The 16,708-nt window shown below is 52.4% G+C and carries 13 protein-coding genes and 1 other RNA gene; 7 read left to right on the forward strand and 7 right to left on the reverse strand.

What is annotated here, in order from left to right:
- Positions 1-104: 104 nt before the first annotated feature.
- The 3 genes from K0H81_RS07175 to megL all read left to right on the forward strand — a co-directional run bounded on the left by K0H81_RS07175 (position 105) and on the right by megL (position 4,014).
- Positions 105-1,547 (forward strand): YcjX family GTP-binding protein, encoded by a 1,443-nt coding sequence (locus K0H81_RS07175; RefSeq protein ID WP_220060812.1) that lies wholly within the window; start codon positions 105-107, stop codon positions 1,545-1,547.
- A 71-nt stretch (positions 1,548-1,618) separates the two neighbouring features.
- A complete protein-coding gene (locus K0H81_RS07180) occupies positions 1,619-2,713 on the forward strand; it encodes a TIGR01620 family protein (RefSeq protein ID WP_220060384.1) in 1,095 nt (364 codons plus the stop codon).
- Positions 2,714-2,838: 125 nt separating this feature from the next.
- Positions 2,839-4,014, forward strand: coding sequence for a methionine gamma-lyase (gene megL, locus K0H81_RS07185; protein ID WP_220060385.1), 1,176 nt, complete (start codon positions 2,839-2,841; stop codon positions 4,012-4,014).
- Between the two features lie 105 nt (positions 4,015-4,119).
- Here megL and K0H81_RS07190 read toward each other — a convergent pair whose 3' ends face one another.
- Entirely contained in the window at positions 4,120-5,511 is a 1,392-nt protein-coding gene (locus tag K0H81_RS07190) for a DASS family sodium-coupled anion symporter (RefSeq protein ID WP_144200510.1), read from the reverse strand.
- A gap of 390 nt (positions 5,512-5,901) precedes the next feature.
- Between K0H81_RS07190 and K0H81_RS07195 the strand changes: the two genes are divergently transcribed.
- On the forward strand, positions 5,902-6,201 hold the full coding sequence (locus K0H81_RS07195; RefSeq protein WP_144200512.1) for a ComEA family DNA-binding protein: 300 nt from the start codon (positions 5,902-5,904) through the stop codon (positions 6,199-6,201).
- A gap of 172 nt (positions 6,202-6,373) precedes the next feature.
- Positions 6,374-6,471, forward strand: an RNA gene (gene ffs / locus K0H81_RS07200) — signal recognition particle sRNA small type.
- A 328-nt stretch (positions 6,472-6,799) separates the two neighbouring features.
- Here the strand turns inward: ffs and K0H81_RS07205 are convergent.
- The 6 genes from K0H81_RS07205 to dinG are packed head-to-tail and all read right to left on the reverse strand — an operon-like array spanning position 6,800 to position 12,282.
- Entirely contained in the window at positions 6,800-7,078 is a 279-nt protein-coding gene (locus tag K0H81_RS07205; protein WP_144200513.1) for a late competence development ComFB family protein, read from the reverse strand.
- Between the two features lie 51 nt (positions 7,079-7,129).
- Complete coding sequence (locus tag K0H81_RS07210) at positions 7,130-8,032, reverse strand: histone deacetylase family protein (RefSeq protein WP_220060386.1); 903 nt, start codon at positions 8,030-8,032, stop codon at positions 7,130-7,132.
- A 7-nt stretch (positions 8,033-8,039) separates the two neighbouring features.
- On the reverse strand, positions 8,040-8,729 hold the full coding sequence (locus K0H81_RS07215) for a DUF2057 domain-containing protein (RefSeq protein ID WP_220060387.1): 690 nt from the start codon (positions 8,727-8,729) through the stop codon (positions 8,040-8,042).
- A gap of 9 nt (positions 8,730-8,738) precedes the next feature.
- Complete coding sequence (locus tag K0H81_RS07220) at positions 8,739-9,401, reverse strand: primosomal replication protein (protein ID WP_220060388.1); 663 nt, start codon at positions 9,399-9,401, stop codon at positions 8,739-8,741.
- Positions 9,398-10,171 carry a sulfite exporter TauE/SafE family protein gene (locus tag K0H81_RS07225; RefSeq protein WP_144200521.1) on the reverse strand — a complete coding sequence of 258 codons (774 nt, stop codon included), beginning with the start codon at positions 10,169-10,171 and terminating at the stop codon, positions 9,398-9,400. The genes K0H81_RS07220 and K0H81_RS07225 overlap by 4 nt, the downstream gene beginning before the upstream one ends.
- Before the next feature lie 38 nt (positions 10,172-10,209).
- A complete protein-coding gene (dinG, locus tag K0H81_RS07230; protein ID WP_220060389.1) occupies positions 10,210-12,282 on the reverse strand; it encodes an ATP-dependent DNA helicase DinG in 2,073 nt (690 codons plus the stop codon).
- A 138-nt stretch (positions 12,283-12,420) separates the two neighbouring features.
- Here dinG and K0H81_RS07235 point away from each other — a divergent pair, with 138 nt between their 5' ends.
- Positions 12,421-14,832: a DNA polymerase II gene (locus tag K0H81_RS07235; protein WP_258406411.1), complete on the forward strand. Its 2,412-nt coding sequence runs from the start codon at positions 12,421-12,423 to the stop codon at positions 14,830-14,832.
- Between the two features lie 233 nt (positions 14,833-15,065).
- A complete protein-coding gene (locus K0H81_RS07240; RefSeq protein ID WP_144200525.1) occupies positions 15,066-16,277 on the forward strand; it encodes a porin in 1,212 nt (403 codons plus the stop codon).
- Positions 16,278-16,708: the final 431 nt, after the last annotated feature.

Consider the following 16,708-nt stretch of genomic DNA (forward strand, 5'->3'; position numbering starts at 1 on the left):
CTTTCAATGGGCGGTGTATACCGCCCTTAGCCGTATTAAGGTAAGAAGCCCTTAACCGTAACGCTCTTAGCCATAAAGCCCTTAGCCAATAGTAAAAGCAAATGATGAATTCATTTAACCGATCACTTCGTCAACTCGGCCATCACTCCAAGTCACTGGTTAAACGCACCACGGACAATCATGTTCGCCTGGCGGTAACCGGCTTATCGGGCGCAGGCAAGACTGCCTTCATTACCGGATTGGTCAATCAACTGCTGCATGCCGGTGTCGGTCAGCGCCACAACGCATTGTCGCTGCTGCAGGTCTCCCGTGAGGGGCGGTTACATGGGGTGAAACGTGCCCTACAGCCGGATCTGACCATAGCGAGTTTCGACTATGAGGGCGCCTTGAGCGCCTTGTGCGGAAAGACGCCTGCCTGGCCACAATCGACCCGCACCATCAGCGAGCTGCGCCTCGCCATTCGATATCAGCCTGCTGCAGGCTTTAGGGCGAAATTTACCGACAGCGCGACGCTTTATTTGGACATAGTGGATTACCCAGGCGAGTGGCTGCTGGATCTGCCTATGCTCAAATTGAGTTTTAAGGACTGGTGCCAGGTGCAGGCGCGCCGCGATGCTGTGTTGTCACAGAGCGCCCATTATCAGGCATTCGTCGCGGCTTGTCGGGAGCTAGACCTCAAGCAAAGCGCCGATGAGCTTAAGTTAAAGCAGATCGCTGGGCTTTATCAGGCGTTGCTGGTGGATCTCGTCGAGGAGCAAGGCTTCTACCATGCTCAGCCCGGGCGCATGCTGCTGCCGGGTGAGCTTGCAGATACCCCCATACTGGCATTCTTTCCCCTGCTGCATCTGAGCGAGGCCGAGCTGGACGCCGCAGAAGAGAGTCCAAAGCATTGCTACTATCAGGTATTGAAGCAGCGTTATCACAGCTATGTTAGCCAAGTGGTGAAACCCTTCTATCGTGACTATTTTGCCAAGTTCGACCGCCAGCTGGTGCTGGTCGACTGCCTGACGCCGCTCAATCGCGGTAAGGCGCAGTTTGATGATATGACGGGGGCGCTCGATGCCATCATGGAGAGTTTTCATTTCGGGCAATCGAATCTGCTGAGACGCTTGTTTGCCCCGCGGATAGACAAACTCTTATTTGCCGCCAGTAAGGTAGATCACATCACCCGGGATCAGCAGGGCAATGTCTTGTCGCTCTTGTCTCATTTGGTGAAACGCAGTCAGCAACATGCCCAGTTTGAAGGCTGTGAAGTCGAGGTGATGGCGATCAGTGCCATCAAGGCGACTCAGCACGGCATGGTGCAGAGCCAGGGGAAATCGGTCGAGGTGGTGAAGGGGATAGAACTTGCCTCAAACCAAGAGGTGACCATGTTCCCGGGCGAAGTCCCCACTCACTTACCCGGCGGCGATTTCTGGCGAAAGCAAGGATTTGAGTTTGTCGATTTCGCCCCGCCGCGACTGGCCGAGTCTGGCCACCAGGCGCAGTTTGAGCACATACGCCTGGATCACCTGTTGCAGTTTTTGCTCGGCGACAAGCTGAGTTAAATCGGGCACAAGAGTGCGGAGAGATAGCGGTTAGAAAGCATGCATTGCAATGTAGGGCACCGAAAAGCGTTATGAGTAAAGCCGATATGCAGATTGAAAAGAAGCAAGTGTTCGAGCCAGAGCAGGCGTTAAGCGTTACCGAGCTTAAGGCGGCAGAGCGCTTCGATGACCAGGTGGTGTTCGAGGATGCCGAGACAGGCGAACTGGACGAAGCGGCGCTCCAGGCGCTGGTGCCTGAGCTTGATGGTATCGTTAGCAAGTCGCCGTCTGGCGCGCGTCGGCGCTCATGGTCATGGCTTGCCAAGGCGTCCTTGCTCGGGATTGGTAGTATCTTGCTGGTGGAGCTCGGGTTGACTCTAAGGGAAGCGTGGGCTCAGAGCCCTTGGCTGTTTGGTCTCTATGGTAGCGTGACCGCCATCGTGAGTCTTTGGGCAGTCACCATAGGCGTGAAGGAGTGGCGCCAACTGCGCAGACTACGCGCGGTAGAGGAGGCGCAGGCGGTGAGTGAGCGCTTATCTCAGAGCATGCAGAGGGGCGAGGCGGACAAGTTTATCGACAGACTCATCTCAAACCTACCAGAAGAAATTGACACCAATAGTTATTACCGCCTGGTGCACGAGGAGCATAACGACGCCGAACGCCTGATACTGTTCGAGAGCAGCGTGCTGCCGCAGGTCGATGCCAAGGCAAAGAAACTGGTGCATCGCTATGCCAGCGAATCGGCACTCTTGCTGGCGGCCAGTCCTATCGCCGTGCTGGATATGGCGATCATACTCTGGCGCAATCAGAAGATGATAGCTGAGCTGGCGCGCTGCTACGGCATAGAACTGGGTTACTGGAGCCGCATCAAGCTTATCCGGTCGGTGATAACTAACATCATCTATGCCGGCACGAGCGAGATTGTCACCGATATCGGGACTCAGCTGTTTTCACTGGAGATGTCAGGTAAGATCTCTGCGAGACTGGCACAGGGGCTGGGCGGCGGCCTGCTCACGGCGCGTTTAGGCTATCAGACCATGCGGCTGTGTCGCCCCGTGGTGTTTACCCCAGACTCCCGACCTAAGCTGAGTAAGATACATACGGCCCTGCTTGGCGAGCTGAAAGACTTCTCCGTTAGCGTCTTAGGTAAAACAACTGTTCGTAACAAAGATTTTACATCCAAATAGGAGATAATTTCGCTAAGCAGGTTTACTCCGCGTCCCTAAACTGGGCAAGTTAATGCATCGCTGCCACGCTAAACCAATAAATATAAGCCAACAATAATAGGCTGCGAGTATGACGGAGAAAGTGTATGCAAGATAAATGGAAACTTGCCACTCAGGTGATCCATGCAGGGCATGAGGCCAATCAGCACGGCGCCTTGGTATCCCCTTTGGTGCAAAGCGCCACCTTTACCTTTGAGACAGTCGAGCAGGGCGGTGATTGCTTTGCCGGCGAACAACAAGGCTATATCTACACTCGCCTTGGCAATCCCACTACGGCAGAACTAGAACGTAAGATGGCGGTGCTGGAAGGCAGCGAAGCCACAGCGGCGACCGCATCCGGCATGGCGGCGGTATCTGCGGCCCTGCTGACCAATCTAAGCCAGGGCGACCACCTGGTCGCTTCCAAGGCTGTCTATGGCTGTACCTTTGCCCTGATGACGGAGCAGTTTAAGCGTTTCGGCATTGAGGTGACCCTGGTGGATTTCTGCGAAGTCGCCAACATAGCTCAGGCCATTCGCCCCAACACTAAGGCGTTGTTTTGCGAGACGCCTGTTAACCCACATCTGGATGTCTATGATCTTGAGGCTATCGCGGCGCTGGCCAAAGAACATCAGCTGGTGAGCATAGTCGATAACACCTTCATGACGCCGCTGTTGCAGCGCCCGCTGAGCATGGGGATCGACATGGTGATCCACAGTGCGACTAAGTATCTCAACGGTCATGGTGACGTGATCGCGGGCATCGTCTGCGGGACTGAGGAGATGATCACTAAGGTGAAACTCGAGGTGCTTAAGGATATCGGTGGAGTGATCTCTCCCCATGATGCCTGGCTGATCCTGCGAGGACTCAAGACCTTAGATGTGAGACTGGCGCGCCATTGCGATAACGCCGAGCGGGTCGCCGCATATCTTGAGCAGCATCCTGAGGTGGCCAGAGTCTATTACCCTGGCCTCAAGGGACATTCTGGGCATGCTTTGCTGGGTAAACAGATGCGTCGAGCCGGCGGCGTGGTGGCCTTCGAACTTAAAGGCAGTTTCGACACTGCCAAGGCGTTCGCTAATAGACTCAAGCTGTTTAAAATCGCGGTCAGCCTGGGGGACGCCGAGTCTTTGATCCAGCATCCCGCCTCGATGACACATTCGCCCTATTCGCCAGAGGCGAGAATGGATGCCGGCATAGGCGATAGCCTGCTGAGGATCTCCCTGGGCCTTGAAGATAGTGAGGATATTATTGCCGATCTGGCTCAAGCCTTCGAGGCTTAGATCGACAGCTAATTTGACGACTAATTTGGAAGTTAAAGCCTAGAGCCTTATGTGAGTCCTTAGATAGAAGAATAAAAAAGCCTGCAGTTGCAGGCTTTTGTGTTTTTAGATGGTCCAGAACAGATGGGCGATCACATAGAGCGCCAACATACTGATGAAGTTGATGATCACCCCGGCGCGCATCATCTCCGATTGCTTGATAAAGCCAGAGCCGTAAACGATGGCGTTTGGCGGTGTGGCCACTGGCAACATGAAGGCGCAGGACGCGGCGATACCTATAAGCACAGAGAGCATCACAGGTGACAGGCCTAACGCCTCGGCGATGGCGGCAAACACAGGCACCAGGAGCGCGGCGCTGGCGGTGTTACTGGCAAATTCGGTAAGCATCACCACAAAGAAGATCACCGCAAAGGTAAACAGCGCCATATGGGTGTTGCCGAAGATATCTGTGACCCAGTGGGCCAGGAAGACGCTGGTGCCCGTGGTTTTGAGGATGGCGCTGAGTGTGAGGCCGCCACCGAAGAGGATCAGCACGCCCCAGTCAGTAGTTTTCTCAATCTTCTTCCAGTCGACCAGGCCAAGCCCGGCGAGCATGACGACTGAGCCCAGTGCCACTATGGTATCGAACTGTTTAATTCCCCCCAGTGCGGTGGAGATAGGCTTGCTGAAGATCCAGCAGCACACAGTGGTAAGGAAGATAAGCAAGGTGAGTTTACCCTGCAGGGCGAGATGTTCGTTGCTCTTGGGGATCTCACACACCACATTGAGGTTGGGTTTTAGGTAGATATAGAGAGCAATCAACATGCTAGGCAGCATGAGTGCTACGGTAAGCAGACCAAACTCTAGCCAGTCGGCGAAACTCAGGCCGACCTGGGCTGCGGCGATCGCGTTCGGCGGGCTGCCCACCAGGGTGCCGATGCCGCCAATGTTGGCCGAGTAAGCGATGCCCAGTAGCATGAAGAGATAGGTGCTTCTGTGCTCCTTGAAATCCAGTTGCCTGAGGATCCCAAGGGCCAGAGGCAGCATCATGGCCGCCGTGGCCGTGTTGCTGATCCACATGGAGAGTAGCGCTGTGATCCCAAATAGCAACATGCAGGCGATGCTGAGTTTGCCCTTGGAGGCGGTCAATACCTTTTGGGCGATGCGTCTATCAATGCCCTGATGGTTGAGGGCTGCGGCCAGCACGAAGCCACCGAAGAAGAGATAGATGATAGGGTTGGCGAAGTTGCTCATGGCTGCCTTGGTTTCAAAAACCCCTAGCAAGACGCCCATGATAGGGATCAGTATGGCGGTGACGCTGATGTGAATCGCTTCGGTCAGCCAGAGCACGGCGGCGAAGACGAGAATAGCGATGCCGGTATTCACCCCTGGCTCGAAAGGCAGAAAGTTATAGAGCAAGGCGAACAGCACTATATCGCCGAACAGAATCGGCAAGTTGGTTTGGGCTGCCTGCTTTGGCGGTGCGGCGAGTGCCTCTTGTGTGGTGTCGAGGGACATAGGGGTTCCTTAATTATTATTTTGGCGCTCTACACTAGCCTAGCGGTTGCGGGGCGCAACCAAATTTTTTCTGTGGCAAAACTACATTTCATACTTATTTGGGTGTGATTCAGATCGCTTTTTTGTGGCTGTTTGCTGTGTTGATCACGCTGTAGTGACGTCTGGCGATCAATTTTTTTTACGGCGGCTGGGTAACGGGGCGCTAATTAATAACAGACTGAAATAAATTAATATAATTTATTTTGTGATCTATCTCTCGCGGCGGTCGGCTCGGTATATTTGTCGGTCACGAATTGGCGAAATTTTTGAAGCTGTTCTATGTTTTCGAGGTGGCCGAGGAAAATGGATTGTTGGCCATGAACAGCATAAGGATATTTAAGGAGAGCCCCAATGAAGAACCTACTTTTAGCTGCGTTCGTCGTAGCGTCATTTTCCCTCTTTCCCGCTCTGGCTGCCGAACAGGTTTCGATACCTGCCGACACGGCCCAGGCGAGCCTAAGTCAGGTTAATATCAATACCGCAAGCGCCCAGGAGCTGACTCGGCTCAAGGGGATCGGTGAAGCTAAGGCGTCGGCCATAGTCGAGTACCGAGATGCTCACGGTAAATTCAACAGCATTGAAGAATTAACCCAGGTAAAGGGTATCGGCCCTAAGGTGATCGAACAGAACAAGGCGATACTGGCTCTGTAGACACCATGAACGTCGATGGAATTTGGCCCGCACTCGCGGGCTTTTGTTTATAGAATGGGCAGTTAGGCCTATTCTGGCGATTACTCTTGGTTATTGACTTGATTGCCGGGCTGCCATAGTAGATAATGCACGCCGTCTTAAGGATTTAATTGCTTAAGAATCTGTGGTGACCCTAGGGTCCCCCCGCAATGATAACTTGTGAACTCGGCCAGGCCCGGAAGGGAGCAACCGCAGCAGGCGACTCATGTGCCGGGGTGTTGGCTCTAGGGGAACCTCCAATCCTAACTATTATCAACGAGTTAACTCAGAAATACCTCAGGTGATACACTTGGTGGTACACTCGATGATAAATGGTTTATCTAAAAATCCTCCTTATCTGTTTCAATCTCGTCCATACATCAGTCATTTGGTTTGCGTGAGTGTCGTGCTCTAGGCTCAGCTACTTTGGGCTTAGCTACCAATGGTTTAGCAAGGTATTCTGCCCATTTATTCTGGGGAAGTGTGATAGCAGAAAGTCGCTCACCACCAGAGAAAGTTTCCGGCGGTTGGTTTTGCATATGACGGCGATGCACCAGGACTGTCTGACGTTTCCCTTGGGCTATTCTGCCTGAATCTGCTCTTCCGGTAGTTTTGACTTTAAGAAGGCGCGCGATTTTTCCAGTGCGGTCTGGATCTCTTCCTTCATCTGTTTGAGTTCGTTGTAGTCTTCGAAGAAATAGGTATCCACCAGGTGACGTATATAGCGCACCGGCAGTTGGTTTAGGGTCACGCAGCAGAGATCGGCTAAATAGTCTTCGGGTAGCTCGTCAAATAATCCTTCATCAGACAGTAACTCCATCAACAGCACTTCGTAATAATTGCGAATTTCCAGTTGCATAGGTCTCTCCCTCAGGCTCCGTTGTGGTTTAACTAAGCATAATCTAGTTTGCTACCATATGGCATGAGCGGCAATAAAAACTTGCGCGTGGCGCTCGGCGAGCACCTCTATCTCCTTGCTGTACCCCCCGCCGACGACGCAGGCGATGGGAATACCGGCCGCCTTGGCGTTTTCCAGCACCAGCCTGTCCCTTTGGTAGATCCCTTCTGTGGTAATATTGAGGTGGCCTAGCCTGTCTTCCTGATGCACATCGACCCCGGCGTCATAGATAATCAGATCCGGCTTATAGAGGCGAATTGCGAGCGCTAAGGTTTGAGCGACAGCCTCGAGATATTCCTCATCACCGACACCGCGGCTCAACTCCAGATCGAGATCTGAGGTCTGTTTGCGGGCGGGGAAGTTTTCCTGGCAGTGAATGGAGCAGGTGTAGAGGTTGTCATAGACCTGGCCCATGGCGGCGGTACCATCGCCCTGATGCACGTCGCAGTCGAAGATGAGCACTGTCTCTATCCCCTCCAGGCTCTGGGCATGCAGGGCGGCGGAGATCAGGTCGTTAAATACGCAGTAGCCGCTACCAAATTGATAGTGGGCGTGGTGATAACCGCCGCTCAGTTGCAGGGCTACGCCATGTTTGACCGCCAGCTCGCAGGCAAGATGGCTGCCGCCGACGGAGTAGAGTGTCCGCTGAGTCAATCGCTCGCTAAGGGGAAATCCCAGTCGGCGCACCGCTTTATCTGGCAGACGCTGCTCGATAAACTGCTTTACATAGTCGGGACAATGGATCGATTTCAGCCACTCTAGGCTGACCGCCTCGGGGGAGTGAAATGCCGCCGGGTCGACGATCTGTCTGTCCAGCAGGTATTGGTAGAGTGCCTGGTATTTAGTGATGGGAAATCTGTGGTGGTGAGGTAACGCCAGCTGTGAATAGCTGGCGTGATAGACAAGTGGAACCATCTAAAAGTTACAGCTGTTTGATTGCCCAGCTCATAAATTCTTTACGTGTCTTGTCGTCGGCATGTAGCCACCAGTATTGCAACATCTGCTGAGCATGATCGGCATCGCTAGCAGTTGGATTGGCCGGTAGCGTCGCGGGTAGGGTAACGGCTTCGACGGTGCCAGCTGGTTGTACTGGCGCAGTTGCATGGGCGGCGACGGCTGTACCTGTCGCGGCGGCGGCTGCGGTTTCGATATCCTGACCCGAGTTGCCGTTAAACAGCTTGCTGACGAAGCTGTCTTCAGTGAGCTCGGTGTGAGTCACCTTGTAGTTGACCGCGCCGCCATCGATACGGCTGATCACTACCGCTGGTGATTTGGCGAATGACTTGGGCTTCTTGATGATTTCGCCTTCGGCCGGCTGCAGGCGGTAATCATAGTCGCCGTCAACCGCCAGGGTCACGATGAAGGGAGATGATTTTACAAAGCTTTCGCTGTCGCTGAAGTCGTCTTGCACCATGTCATGGTAACGGATAGCGATTTTATGCGTACCTTGGCTTAGCTCAAGATCAGATTTGTGATTAAACAGGCTGCCTTCTACCTTCTTGCCATCTAGGGCAAGGTATTCGAATGCCATGGGGATGGAGAGATTGGCAGCCATTGCCGATGAGGCACCAAGCAGAGCGATTAAAGCGGTGATTGGCTTGATTGATTTCATTGTTGCTCCTTAACGATTCTGATGCTTGTATGGGCGTTCGAACGCCTGAATACGATCTTCTATATAGCTGATAGCTTGTCGGCACTTGCCTAAGCGGCGATGAACCAAAAGTATTTCATTTTGCAGTGCAATTTTGTCAGCACTATGACAGTTTTCAAGCTTAGATTGCAAATGCGCAATTTTTTGTTCAAAGGTGTGAACCCAGTTCATATGTTTGTTCAATTCTTCATAGAGCTGGTGGCTGTTATTCATCACGCCGGCCGCGATCCAACTAAATCCGCTCTGGGCATGGCTCTTCTGTCGCCGCTTGCGCGCGTGGGCGATGCGAGACGCCTTCTGTTGCTCGGCCGACTTTACCCCAAGCGCCGTGGTATTCAACGCGCGCCTTAGGGCGGTAAACCTGTCCTGAATACCTTCGCAGGCTAGGGCGATGGTGGTCGCCGAAATATTTCCCTGGAGCAACTTCTCAAGCTGAGCAATCTTCTTACTGAGCTGATCTATGCAGGGGCCAAGCTGAGCACCCGCCTGATTAAACAGATTGTCGTTAAATCGCTCGGTTTCTTGCAGCAGCTTGCGCTGCCCCTTAGGCAATTGGCTGTCGTGTTGCAGCACCTCTTGCTCTAACTGTTTCAGTTGGACTCGCAGGCGGTGGATAAGTTCATTTGTCTTCATGCCCAGGCTCCCCAGGCCAGATTAATGGCGATGAGTATCACTATGCTAATAAACAGGGGGCGGATAAAAGGCACGCCAAATTTGATGGCGGTGCGGGCGCCGATAAATGACCCTAGCATCATACACAGCCCCATCGACAGTCCAACCATCAAGTTCACCTGGCCTAATGCCAGAAACACACTCAGTGAGGTGAGGTTGCTGATCAGCGTCATGGCTCTGGCAAGGCCGCAGCTATTGAGCACCGGCAGCTTATATTGAGACACGCTGCTGATGGTCCAGAAGGCGCCGGTCGCTGGACCGGCAAATCCGTCGTAGAAGCCAAGCGGTAGCCCTTGGCGCCACTGCTTGAACTTCGAGGGCGCCTTTACCGGTGGCTCATAGGTGGGGCAGCCCATGGCGTTAGGTTTGAGTAGTGTATAAAGGGCAACGGCGATGATAAACAGCGGCAGCCACTTTTCGAGCCACTGATTGTCGATAAGATAGACCACAAAGGTACCTATGACAGCGCCGATAAAGGTGGCGATGGAGGCGTGATACCAAAACCTGGGAGTGAAAAACTGCTTGCGGTAGTAGGTAAAGGCCGCCATGGAGGAGCCGAAGCTGGCCGCCAGCTTGTTGGTGCCCAGCGCCGTATGGGGTGGAATGCCTATGGTGAGCAGGGCCGGGATCGACAGCAGGCCGCCGCCACCGGCGACGGCATCGATAAAACCTGCGATAAAGCCGGTCGCAGCCAGAATCGCCCAGCTACCTGGGTCGAGTAATAGATCCAATGGTTATCCTATTCGGTTGCTTTCTATTAGATAGCTTTTTATTCAATGACTTGACGAAAGGGAGGCAGGGCATCCAGTAGGGATTTGCCGTAGCGTTTGGTCACTAAACGGCGATCCAATATGGTGATTCTGCCATAATCCTCTTCTTTACGCAGTAATCTACCACAACTTTGGATCAGTTTACGCGAAGCATCTGGGATCGTCAGCTGCAAGAAAGGATTTCCTCCCTTTGCCTTAATGTATTCTGCGTGTGCCTGTTCCACCGGTGAGGTGGGCACGGCAAAGGGTAGTTTTGTGATAATCAGGTTCGTCAGGTAGTCGCCGGGAAGGTCGAGACCCTCAGAGAAACTGCCGGTACCGAAGATGATGCTGACCTCGCCATTATCGCAGCGCTGCTTATGATCTTGCAGCAGCTGCTGACGGGAGGCTTCCCCTTGAATAAGCAGCGGCGACTTAATCTTGCTTCTGACCAGATCGGCCACCTTCTCCATCTGCCAGTAGGAGGCAAATAGCACCAGGGTCGCCATCTCACCGTCGATAAGCGTGAGGATCTGTTCCGCCAGCTCGTCGGTATAGCGATCGTCCGTAGGTTCGGTGCGCATCTTGGGCAGGTAGAGGGTGGCGTTTTGCTGGAAATCAAACGGGCTGTCCATGGCCAGATAGCGACTGCCATCGTTGATAGAGAGTCCCACCTGATGAGTAAAGTGGTTGAAGTTGTTCAGTGCCCTCAGGGTCGCGCTACAGAGCACCACGCCGGCAGCCTTCTCCCATAGGAGGTTCTCGAGCATATAACCCACCTCGATCGGCGAGACATTAAACAGATAGTCGCTCTGCTTACCCACCAGATGCTCGACCCAGCGAGCCATGGGCGCGCCCTTGGCGCTGTCTTCCTTGGCCATCATCTTCCACAGCTTCTGCAGATTCTCCAGGCGCTGTAACATGAAGCCGGTTTCGCTTAGTAGCTGCTCAGATTGATGCTTAGGTAGCTCGCCATCCTTAATCGCCTCGTTGAGCAGTGCCAGCATCTTGTTAAATTGCTTGAGCGCACTGCTCGACGCCGTGGCCAGGTTTTCCGCCAGCATGGTTAAGGCCGCCGGTAGCTTGCCGTGTTCGAAGCGGATGCGCCGCTCGGGGTTATCAAATTTGGACGCCTGGCCGTCGCAATATTGGGCGACGCTGGTTAGTAGGCTGGTGAGATCGTTGATGTGATCTAGCATGGCCTGGGCGGGGGCTATGATGTTGTTGCTCTTGAGCTGGTTCTGCAGCTTGGCGCTGGTCTTGCCGACTTTTTCAAGCCAGTCGATGGCGCCCCTGAGGGTTGCCTGAGCGCTTGAGAAGTCTCTGGCCACTATCGGTAGGTGATGGGCCTCGTCGATCACATAATAGAGTTCTTCCGGATCTGGCAGAATCACCCCGCCGCCCAGTTCGAGATCGGCAAACAGCAGGCTATGGTTGGCAATTAGTACGTCCCATGTGTCTACATCTTCACGGGCCTTATGGAAGGGGCAGTGTCTGTGGCTGGCGAGTTGTCTGTGGCAGCTGTGTTTATCGCAGGCGATCTGCTGCCAAAGGTGATCGGGCAGCTGCTGAGACAGTGTGTCGCGCTCGCCGTTCCAGCGTCCTTCGTGAAAATCTTTCAGCAGGCCTTGTAAGAGCTCGACCTGGCTATGGTCAGGTTTGGTCTGCCACATGGCCATCTGAGTGCCGTCATCGCCGCCGATCAGCATCTCAAGCTTAGAGAGACAGACATAGCGCTGACGCCCCTTTACCAGGCCGAAGGTGAAATTAAGCCCTGATAGCTTGGAGAAGAAGGGTAAGTCCTTGTTGAGTAGCTGCTCCTGCAGGGCAACCGTGGCGGTGGCGATACAGACCTTCTTCTTACTCGCTAAAGCCAGAGGAATCGAACCTAAGATATAAGCCAGCGACTTACCTATGCCTGTGCCTGCCTCGACCACTATGATGCGTCTATGCTTGTCATATTCACCAGCGAGTGTCTTGGAGATCTCGGCGACGATATAATTTTGTTCCCGGCGCGATCTAAAGTTAGGCAGGGCGGCGGCAATCTCTTTGTAAATCGTTCGGATCTGGGTTTTAACGTCGGCAGATAACATGAAGGCTTAGTGCTGGCAAATAATGCTGTACATAATAACAGTGATTACATAGCCTAAGAAGAGTAGAAGTAAGGAATTCACGACTTATTTGTTGTCGTGTCATCTAATATGTTGAAATTAATTGGATAATAGCCAGGCTTGCATGATTTAAACACCCCGCTGGTGAGCGTAGAAGGGCGGATCTTAACCCGTCACCACCAAGGCAGCGAATTACATTATTACCTTAGTACGGCCGAAGGGCCGGTTCGGGTCATTGTGCCCAATGGCGAGCGCATCTGTTTTTGTCGTACTCAGGATGAATTGAGCCTGCTCGGGGGCAACCATGAGAGTGGTGTGCGCAGCGAAGCACTTAACTTAACCACCTTTGACGATGAGCCGGTCAGCGCCCTCTATTTCGCCAATAATCAAAGTTTTCGTCATCTTAGCCGTATTGCCACGGATAAGGGGATCTCCCTTTATGAGTCTGAGCTCAGGGCAGAGCAGCGTTATCTCATCGAGCGTTACATCGCCTTGGACGTAGAGTTTATCGGCCGCTGGCAAAGCCAAGCACTAGACACGCCCACGCTCATCGCCGAGAGGGCCAGACGGAGTGAGCTAGATGTTAATCGAGAAGTTAAGCTGGCTGTGGTCTCGCTGGATTTCGAATGTGCCATGGATGGAGAGCTTTTTAGTGTCGGGCTGTACGGCCAATCGGCCAGCGGCGAGCCCTATCAGCAGGTGATCATGGTGGGGGAGGCGTGTGACTCGCCGCCTGAGTATCTCTCGCTTGTGCCCAATGAGGCGGCATTAATTAAGGCGCTGCTGGATTGGTTTAAGCTCAATGATCCCGACATCATCATAGGCTGGGCGGTTGTGACCTTCGACCTGGCGCTCTTGTATCGCAGGGCCAAGGCGCTCAATGTTCCGTTAACGCTTGGCAGGCTAGGCACGCAGCTTTCCTGGCGTGTCGATAACAAATACCGACCCGAGACCTTAATCTTGCCTGGCCGTGTGGTGCTCGATGGCATCGACTGGCTCAAGGCGGCCTTCTATCAGTTTGACAGTTTTAGCCTTGAGTCTGTCGCCAGAGAGCTACTCGGCGAGGGGAAGGCGATTCACAACGTCAGTCACCGCGCCGAGGAGATAGCGATCCTGTTTCGTGAGGATAAGGCGGCGCTGGCCCATTACAATATTACCGACTGTCGCCTGGTGTGGGAGATCTTTGCCAAAACCGATCTGCTGGCCTTTGTGATGGAGCGTTCGCGTCTAACCGGCTTAGAGCTTGGCCGGGTAGGCGCCTCGGTGGCCGCGTTTAATAATCTTTATCTGCCCCATCTGCACCGCGCCGGCTATGTCGCCCCCTGTGTGCCGGTCAGCGATGGCATAGAGAGCCCAGGCGGCTATGTGATGGATTCCAAACCCGGGCTCTATCAACATATATTGGTGCTCGATTTTAAGAGCCTTTATCCCTCGATTATCAGAACCTTCTTAATCGATCCCAAGGGGCTGGTGGAAGGATTAAAAGAAGGGGCTAATGCTGGGGTAAAGGGAGCAAGTGAAGGCAATGATACCGTGCCTGGCTTTTTGGGCGCCCAGTTTAGTCGCAATTCTCCTATTCTGCCTGAGCTTATCGCAAGCCTGTCTGCCAAGCGCGAAGAAGCCAAGCGCGAAGCCAACGCCCCCCTGTCCCAAGCGATAAAGATCATCATGAACTCCCTCTACGGCGTGCTGGGGTCTCGCGGCTGTGTGTTTCACGATGCGCGCCTGGCAAGCTCAATTACCCTTAGGGGTCATGAGATCATGAAGCAGACCAAGCAATGGATTGAGGCGCTGGGCTTGACCGTTATCTATGGCGATACCGACTCTACCTTCGTACATATCTCCTCGCCCGAGCGTGTCGGTGATATCGATGCCTTTGCCAGGGAGTTGGTCGCATCGATCAACGAGAAATGGCGACTCAAGCTCAAGCAGGAGTTTCAGTTAGATTGTTATCTCGAGCTTGAATATGAGCGACATTTCGAGCAGTTCTTCATGCCGACACTGCGTGGCTCTACCGAAGGCTCCAAGAAGCGTTATGTTGGCGCCTACCTGCAGGAGGACCAAAGCCTCAAGCTGGTGTTTAAGGGGATGGAGCAGGTGAGGAGTGACTGGAGCCCCTTGGCGCGGGAGGTGCAGGCCGAGCTCTATTATCGACTGTTTGCCAAGCAGGATGTGCTCGGCTATTTAAAACAAATTGTGGATGCGCTGCAGCAAGGAAAGCTCGACGACAAGCTGATTTTTTCTAAACGTCTCAGGCGCAACATCGAAGACTATACCGCTAAGTCATCACCCCACGTGAAGGCGGCGACCCTCTGGTGCCAGCGAAGTGGCGATGACAGTCATGGTAAGCGTGGCGAAAAAATTAGCTACCTGATGACGCAAAATGGCGCCGAACCTGTACAGCATCTACTCGGAAAGATCGATTATCAGTATTATCTGGATAAACAGATCGCACCCATTTCTGATCCCATACTTTCAATTTTAAACACTAGTTTCAATAATCTTGTGGCCAAGCAAATGTCGTTAATTTAGTTGTTTTCTGGTTGTTGAGATAGTGATGAGTTGTTAACGTTTGGTGTAAAGTCTGAGTTTTCTGGAATTCTTTAGTTAACTTGGTGAAAAATAGCGCCGTTATTGTGATATTCGTCTTTGAGGGAATGCTAATCTTTTGCTAGTCTTTAGCTGAAATTGGAACGAAATAAAACAACGGAATGTCGCACAATAAGATAAAGCAAACTGAACATAACAAAAGGTTAGACTAACAGATGAAGAAGAGTGTAATAGCAACAGCGTTAGCGGTTGTCATTTTTGTCCCCGCTGCATCCGCTATCGAAATCTATAAAGACGATAAAAATGCGGTAGAAATTGGTGGTTTTATTGATGCCCGTGTTATTAACACTCAAGGTTCAACTGAAGTGGTTAACGGTGCGTCACGGATCAATTTTGGTTTCACCCGTGAGATGAGCGACGGCTGGAAGGCGTTCACTAAGCTGGAGTGGGGTGTTAACCCATTCGGTAACAGTGAAATCGTTTACAGCAGTGAGAGTAACTTCGAATCTAAGAGCGGTGACTTTCTTAATAATCGTCTCGGTTATGTCGGTATCGCCCACGATCTCTATGGTAGCCTGACCATAGGTAAGCAGTGGGGTGCTTGGTATGACGTGGTTTACAACACTAACTACGGTTTCGTATGGGACGGTAACGCTGCCGGTGTTTACACCTATAACAAGGCAGATGGTGCGGTAAACGGTGTGGGTCGTGGTGACAAGATCGTTCAGTACCGTAACAGCGTAGGCGATCTGAGCTTTGCGGTTCAGGCGCAGCTAAAGAACGATAAGTTCTATACCTGTGAATATGATCCTAACCTGTCTACCGACTGTAAAGAGCGTTGGGACAGCCAAGATCCTGTCTTAGATTCAGAAGAAGTTAAGTACAACTACACCTATGGTGCGTCTGCGACCTATCAGGTTAACGACAAGCTTTCTGTCTCTGCCGGTATCAACCGTGGTGAGTTTGATGTCACCTTCAGAAAGACCTCTGAGCAGATCACCGCAATCGACGTGATCTACGGTATGGGTGTGACTTGGGGTAACTGGGACGCCGACGGTTTCTACGGCGCGGCTAACTTCAACAAGAACGAGAACCACGATACCGATAACCTGGGTCGTCTGATCAAGGATTCATATGGTGTCGAAACGCTGTTCTCTTACAAGTTCGACAACGGTTTCCGTCCCTTTGTTTCGTACAACATCTTGGACGCGGGTAAGGACTATGTGATCCAGCCTAACAACGTTGACCCTAACTCGTCGTTCAAGCGTCAGTTCGTGGTTGTTGGTCTGCACTATGTGTGGGATGCCAACACTGTGCTTTATGTTGAAGGCCGTAAAGACTTCAGTAAGTTTGAAGGTGCCGATGCTGAAGCCCAGGCTAAATTCGAAGAAGACGGTATAGCCATAGGTATTCGTTACACTCTGTAATACACCTTGTGATTAAGAGTGAAAGTCTGATCAATTCAAAAAAAGCGCCTAATAGGCGCTTTTTTATTACCCTTCTAAAATCCCAATTCTTATCTGTTTGATGGCGAGTGATACTTCCGCCTTAAGCCCTTCCATCCATTCTATTTATGAGAATTTGAACGCCGCCATTTAAGTGTCTATCAAGAGTCGAAGCTAGGTCTCATTGCCTGACTCTAGACTAGTCTCGATCTGCGCTGATTCTAGTCATAGTCGGGTCTTGGTTTAAACTTAGTCCTTACCTTATTTGATCTTAACTACCCCTGATGCTGCCAAATTTTGGCCTTATGTGAGAGTTACTGCGATTTAACCTTTACCAGCAGGTTGATTTGTAATCAATTCTTTACGTGCGGTTGCCGATTTTACCCAAATGACAGCGTGATTTTACAATTAAG

The organism is Shewanella halotolerans (assembly GCF_019457535.1).
Classification (GTDB): Bacteria; Pseudomonadota; Gammaproteobacteria; order Enterobacterales; family Shewanellaceae; genus Shewanella; species Shewanella halotolerans.

Excerpts from the sequence above, each read along its gene's own strand:
- K0H81_RS07175 (WP_220060812.1), top strand. The coding sequence starts at position 105 with ATGAATTCATTTAACCGATCACTTCGTCAACTCGGCCATCACTCCAAG.
- K0H81_RS07180 (WP_220060384.1), top strand. The coding sequence starts at position 1,619 with ATGAGTAAAGCCGATATGCAGATTGAAAAGAAGCAAGTGTTCGAGCCA.
- megL (WP_220060385.1), top strand. The coding sequence starts at position 2,839 with ATGCAAGATAAATGGAAACTTGCCACTCAGGTGATCCATGCAGGGCAT.
- K0H81_RS07190 (WP_144200510.1), bottom strand. The coding sequence starts at position 5,511 with ATGTCCCTCGACACCACACAAGAGGCACTCGCCGCACCGCCAAAGCAG.
- K0H81_RS07195 (WP_144200512.1), top strand. The coding sequence starts at position 5,902 with ATGAAGAACCTACTTTTAGCTGCGTTCGTCGTAGCGTCATTTTCCCTC.
- K0H81_RS07205 (WP_144200513.1), bottom strand. The coding sequence starts at position 7,078 with ATGCAACTGGAAATTCGCAATTATTACGAAGTGCTGTTGATGGAGTTA.
- K0H81_RS07210 (WP_220060386.1), bottom strand. The coding sequence starts at position 8,032 with ATGGTTCCACTTGTCTATCACGCCAGCTATTCACAGCTGGCGTTACCT.
- K0H81_RS07215 (WP_220060387.1), bottom strand. The coding sequence starts at position 8,729 with ATGAAATCAATCAAGCCAATCACCGCTTTAATCGCTCTGCTTGGTGCC.
- K0H81_RS07220 (WP_220060388.1), bottom strand. The coding sequence starts at position 9,401 with ATGAAGACAAATGAACTTATCCACCGCCTGCGAGTCCAACTGAAACAG.
- dinG (WP_220060389.1), bottom strand. The coding sequence starts at position 12,282 with ATGTTATCTGCCGACGTTAAAACCCAGATCCGAACGATTTACAAAGAG.
- K0H81_RS07240 (WP_144200525.1), top strand. The coding sequence starts at position 15,066 with ATGAAGAAGAGTGTAATAGCAACAGCGTTAGCGGTTGTCATTTTTGTC.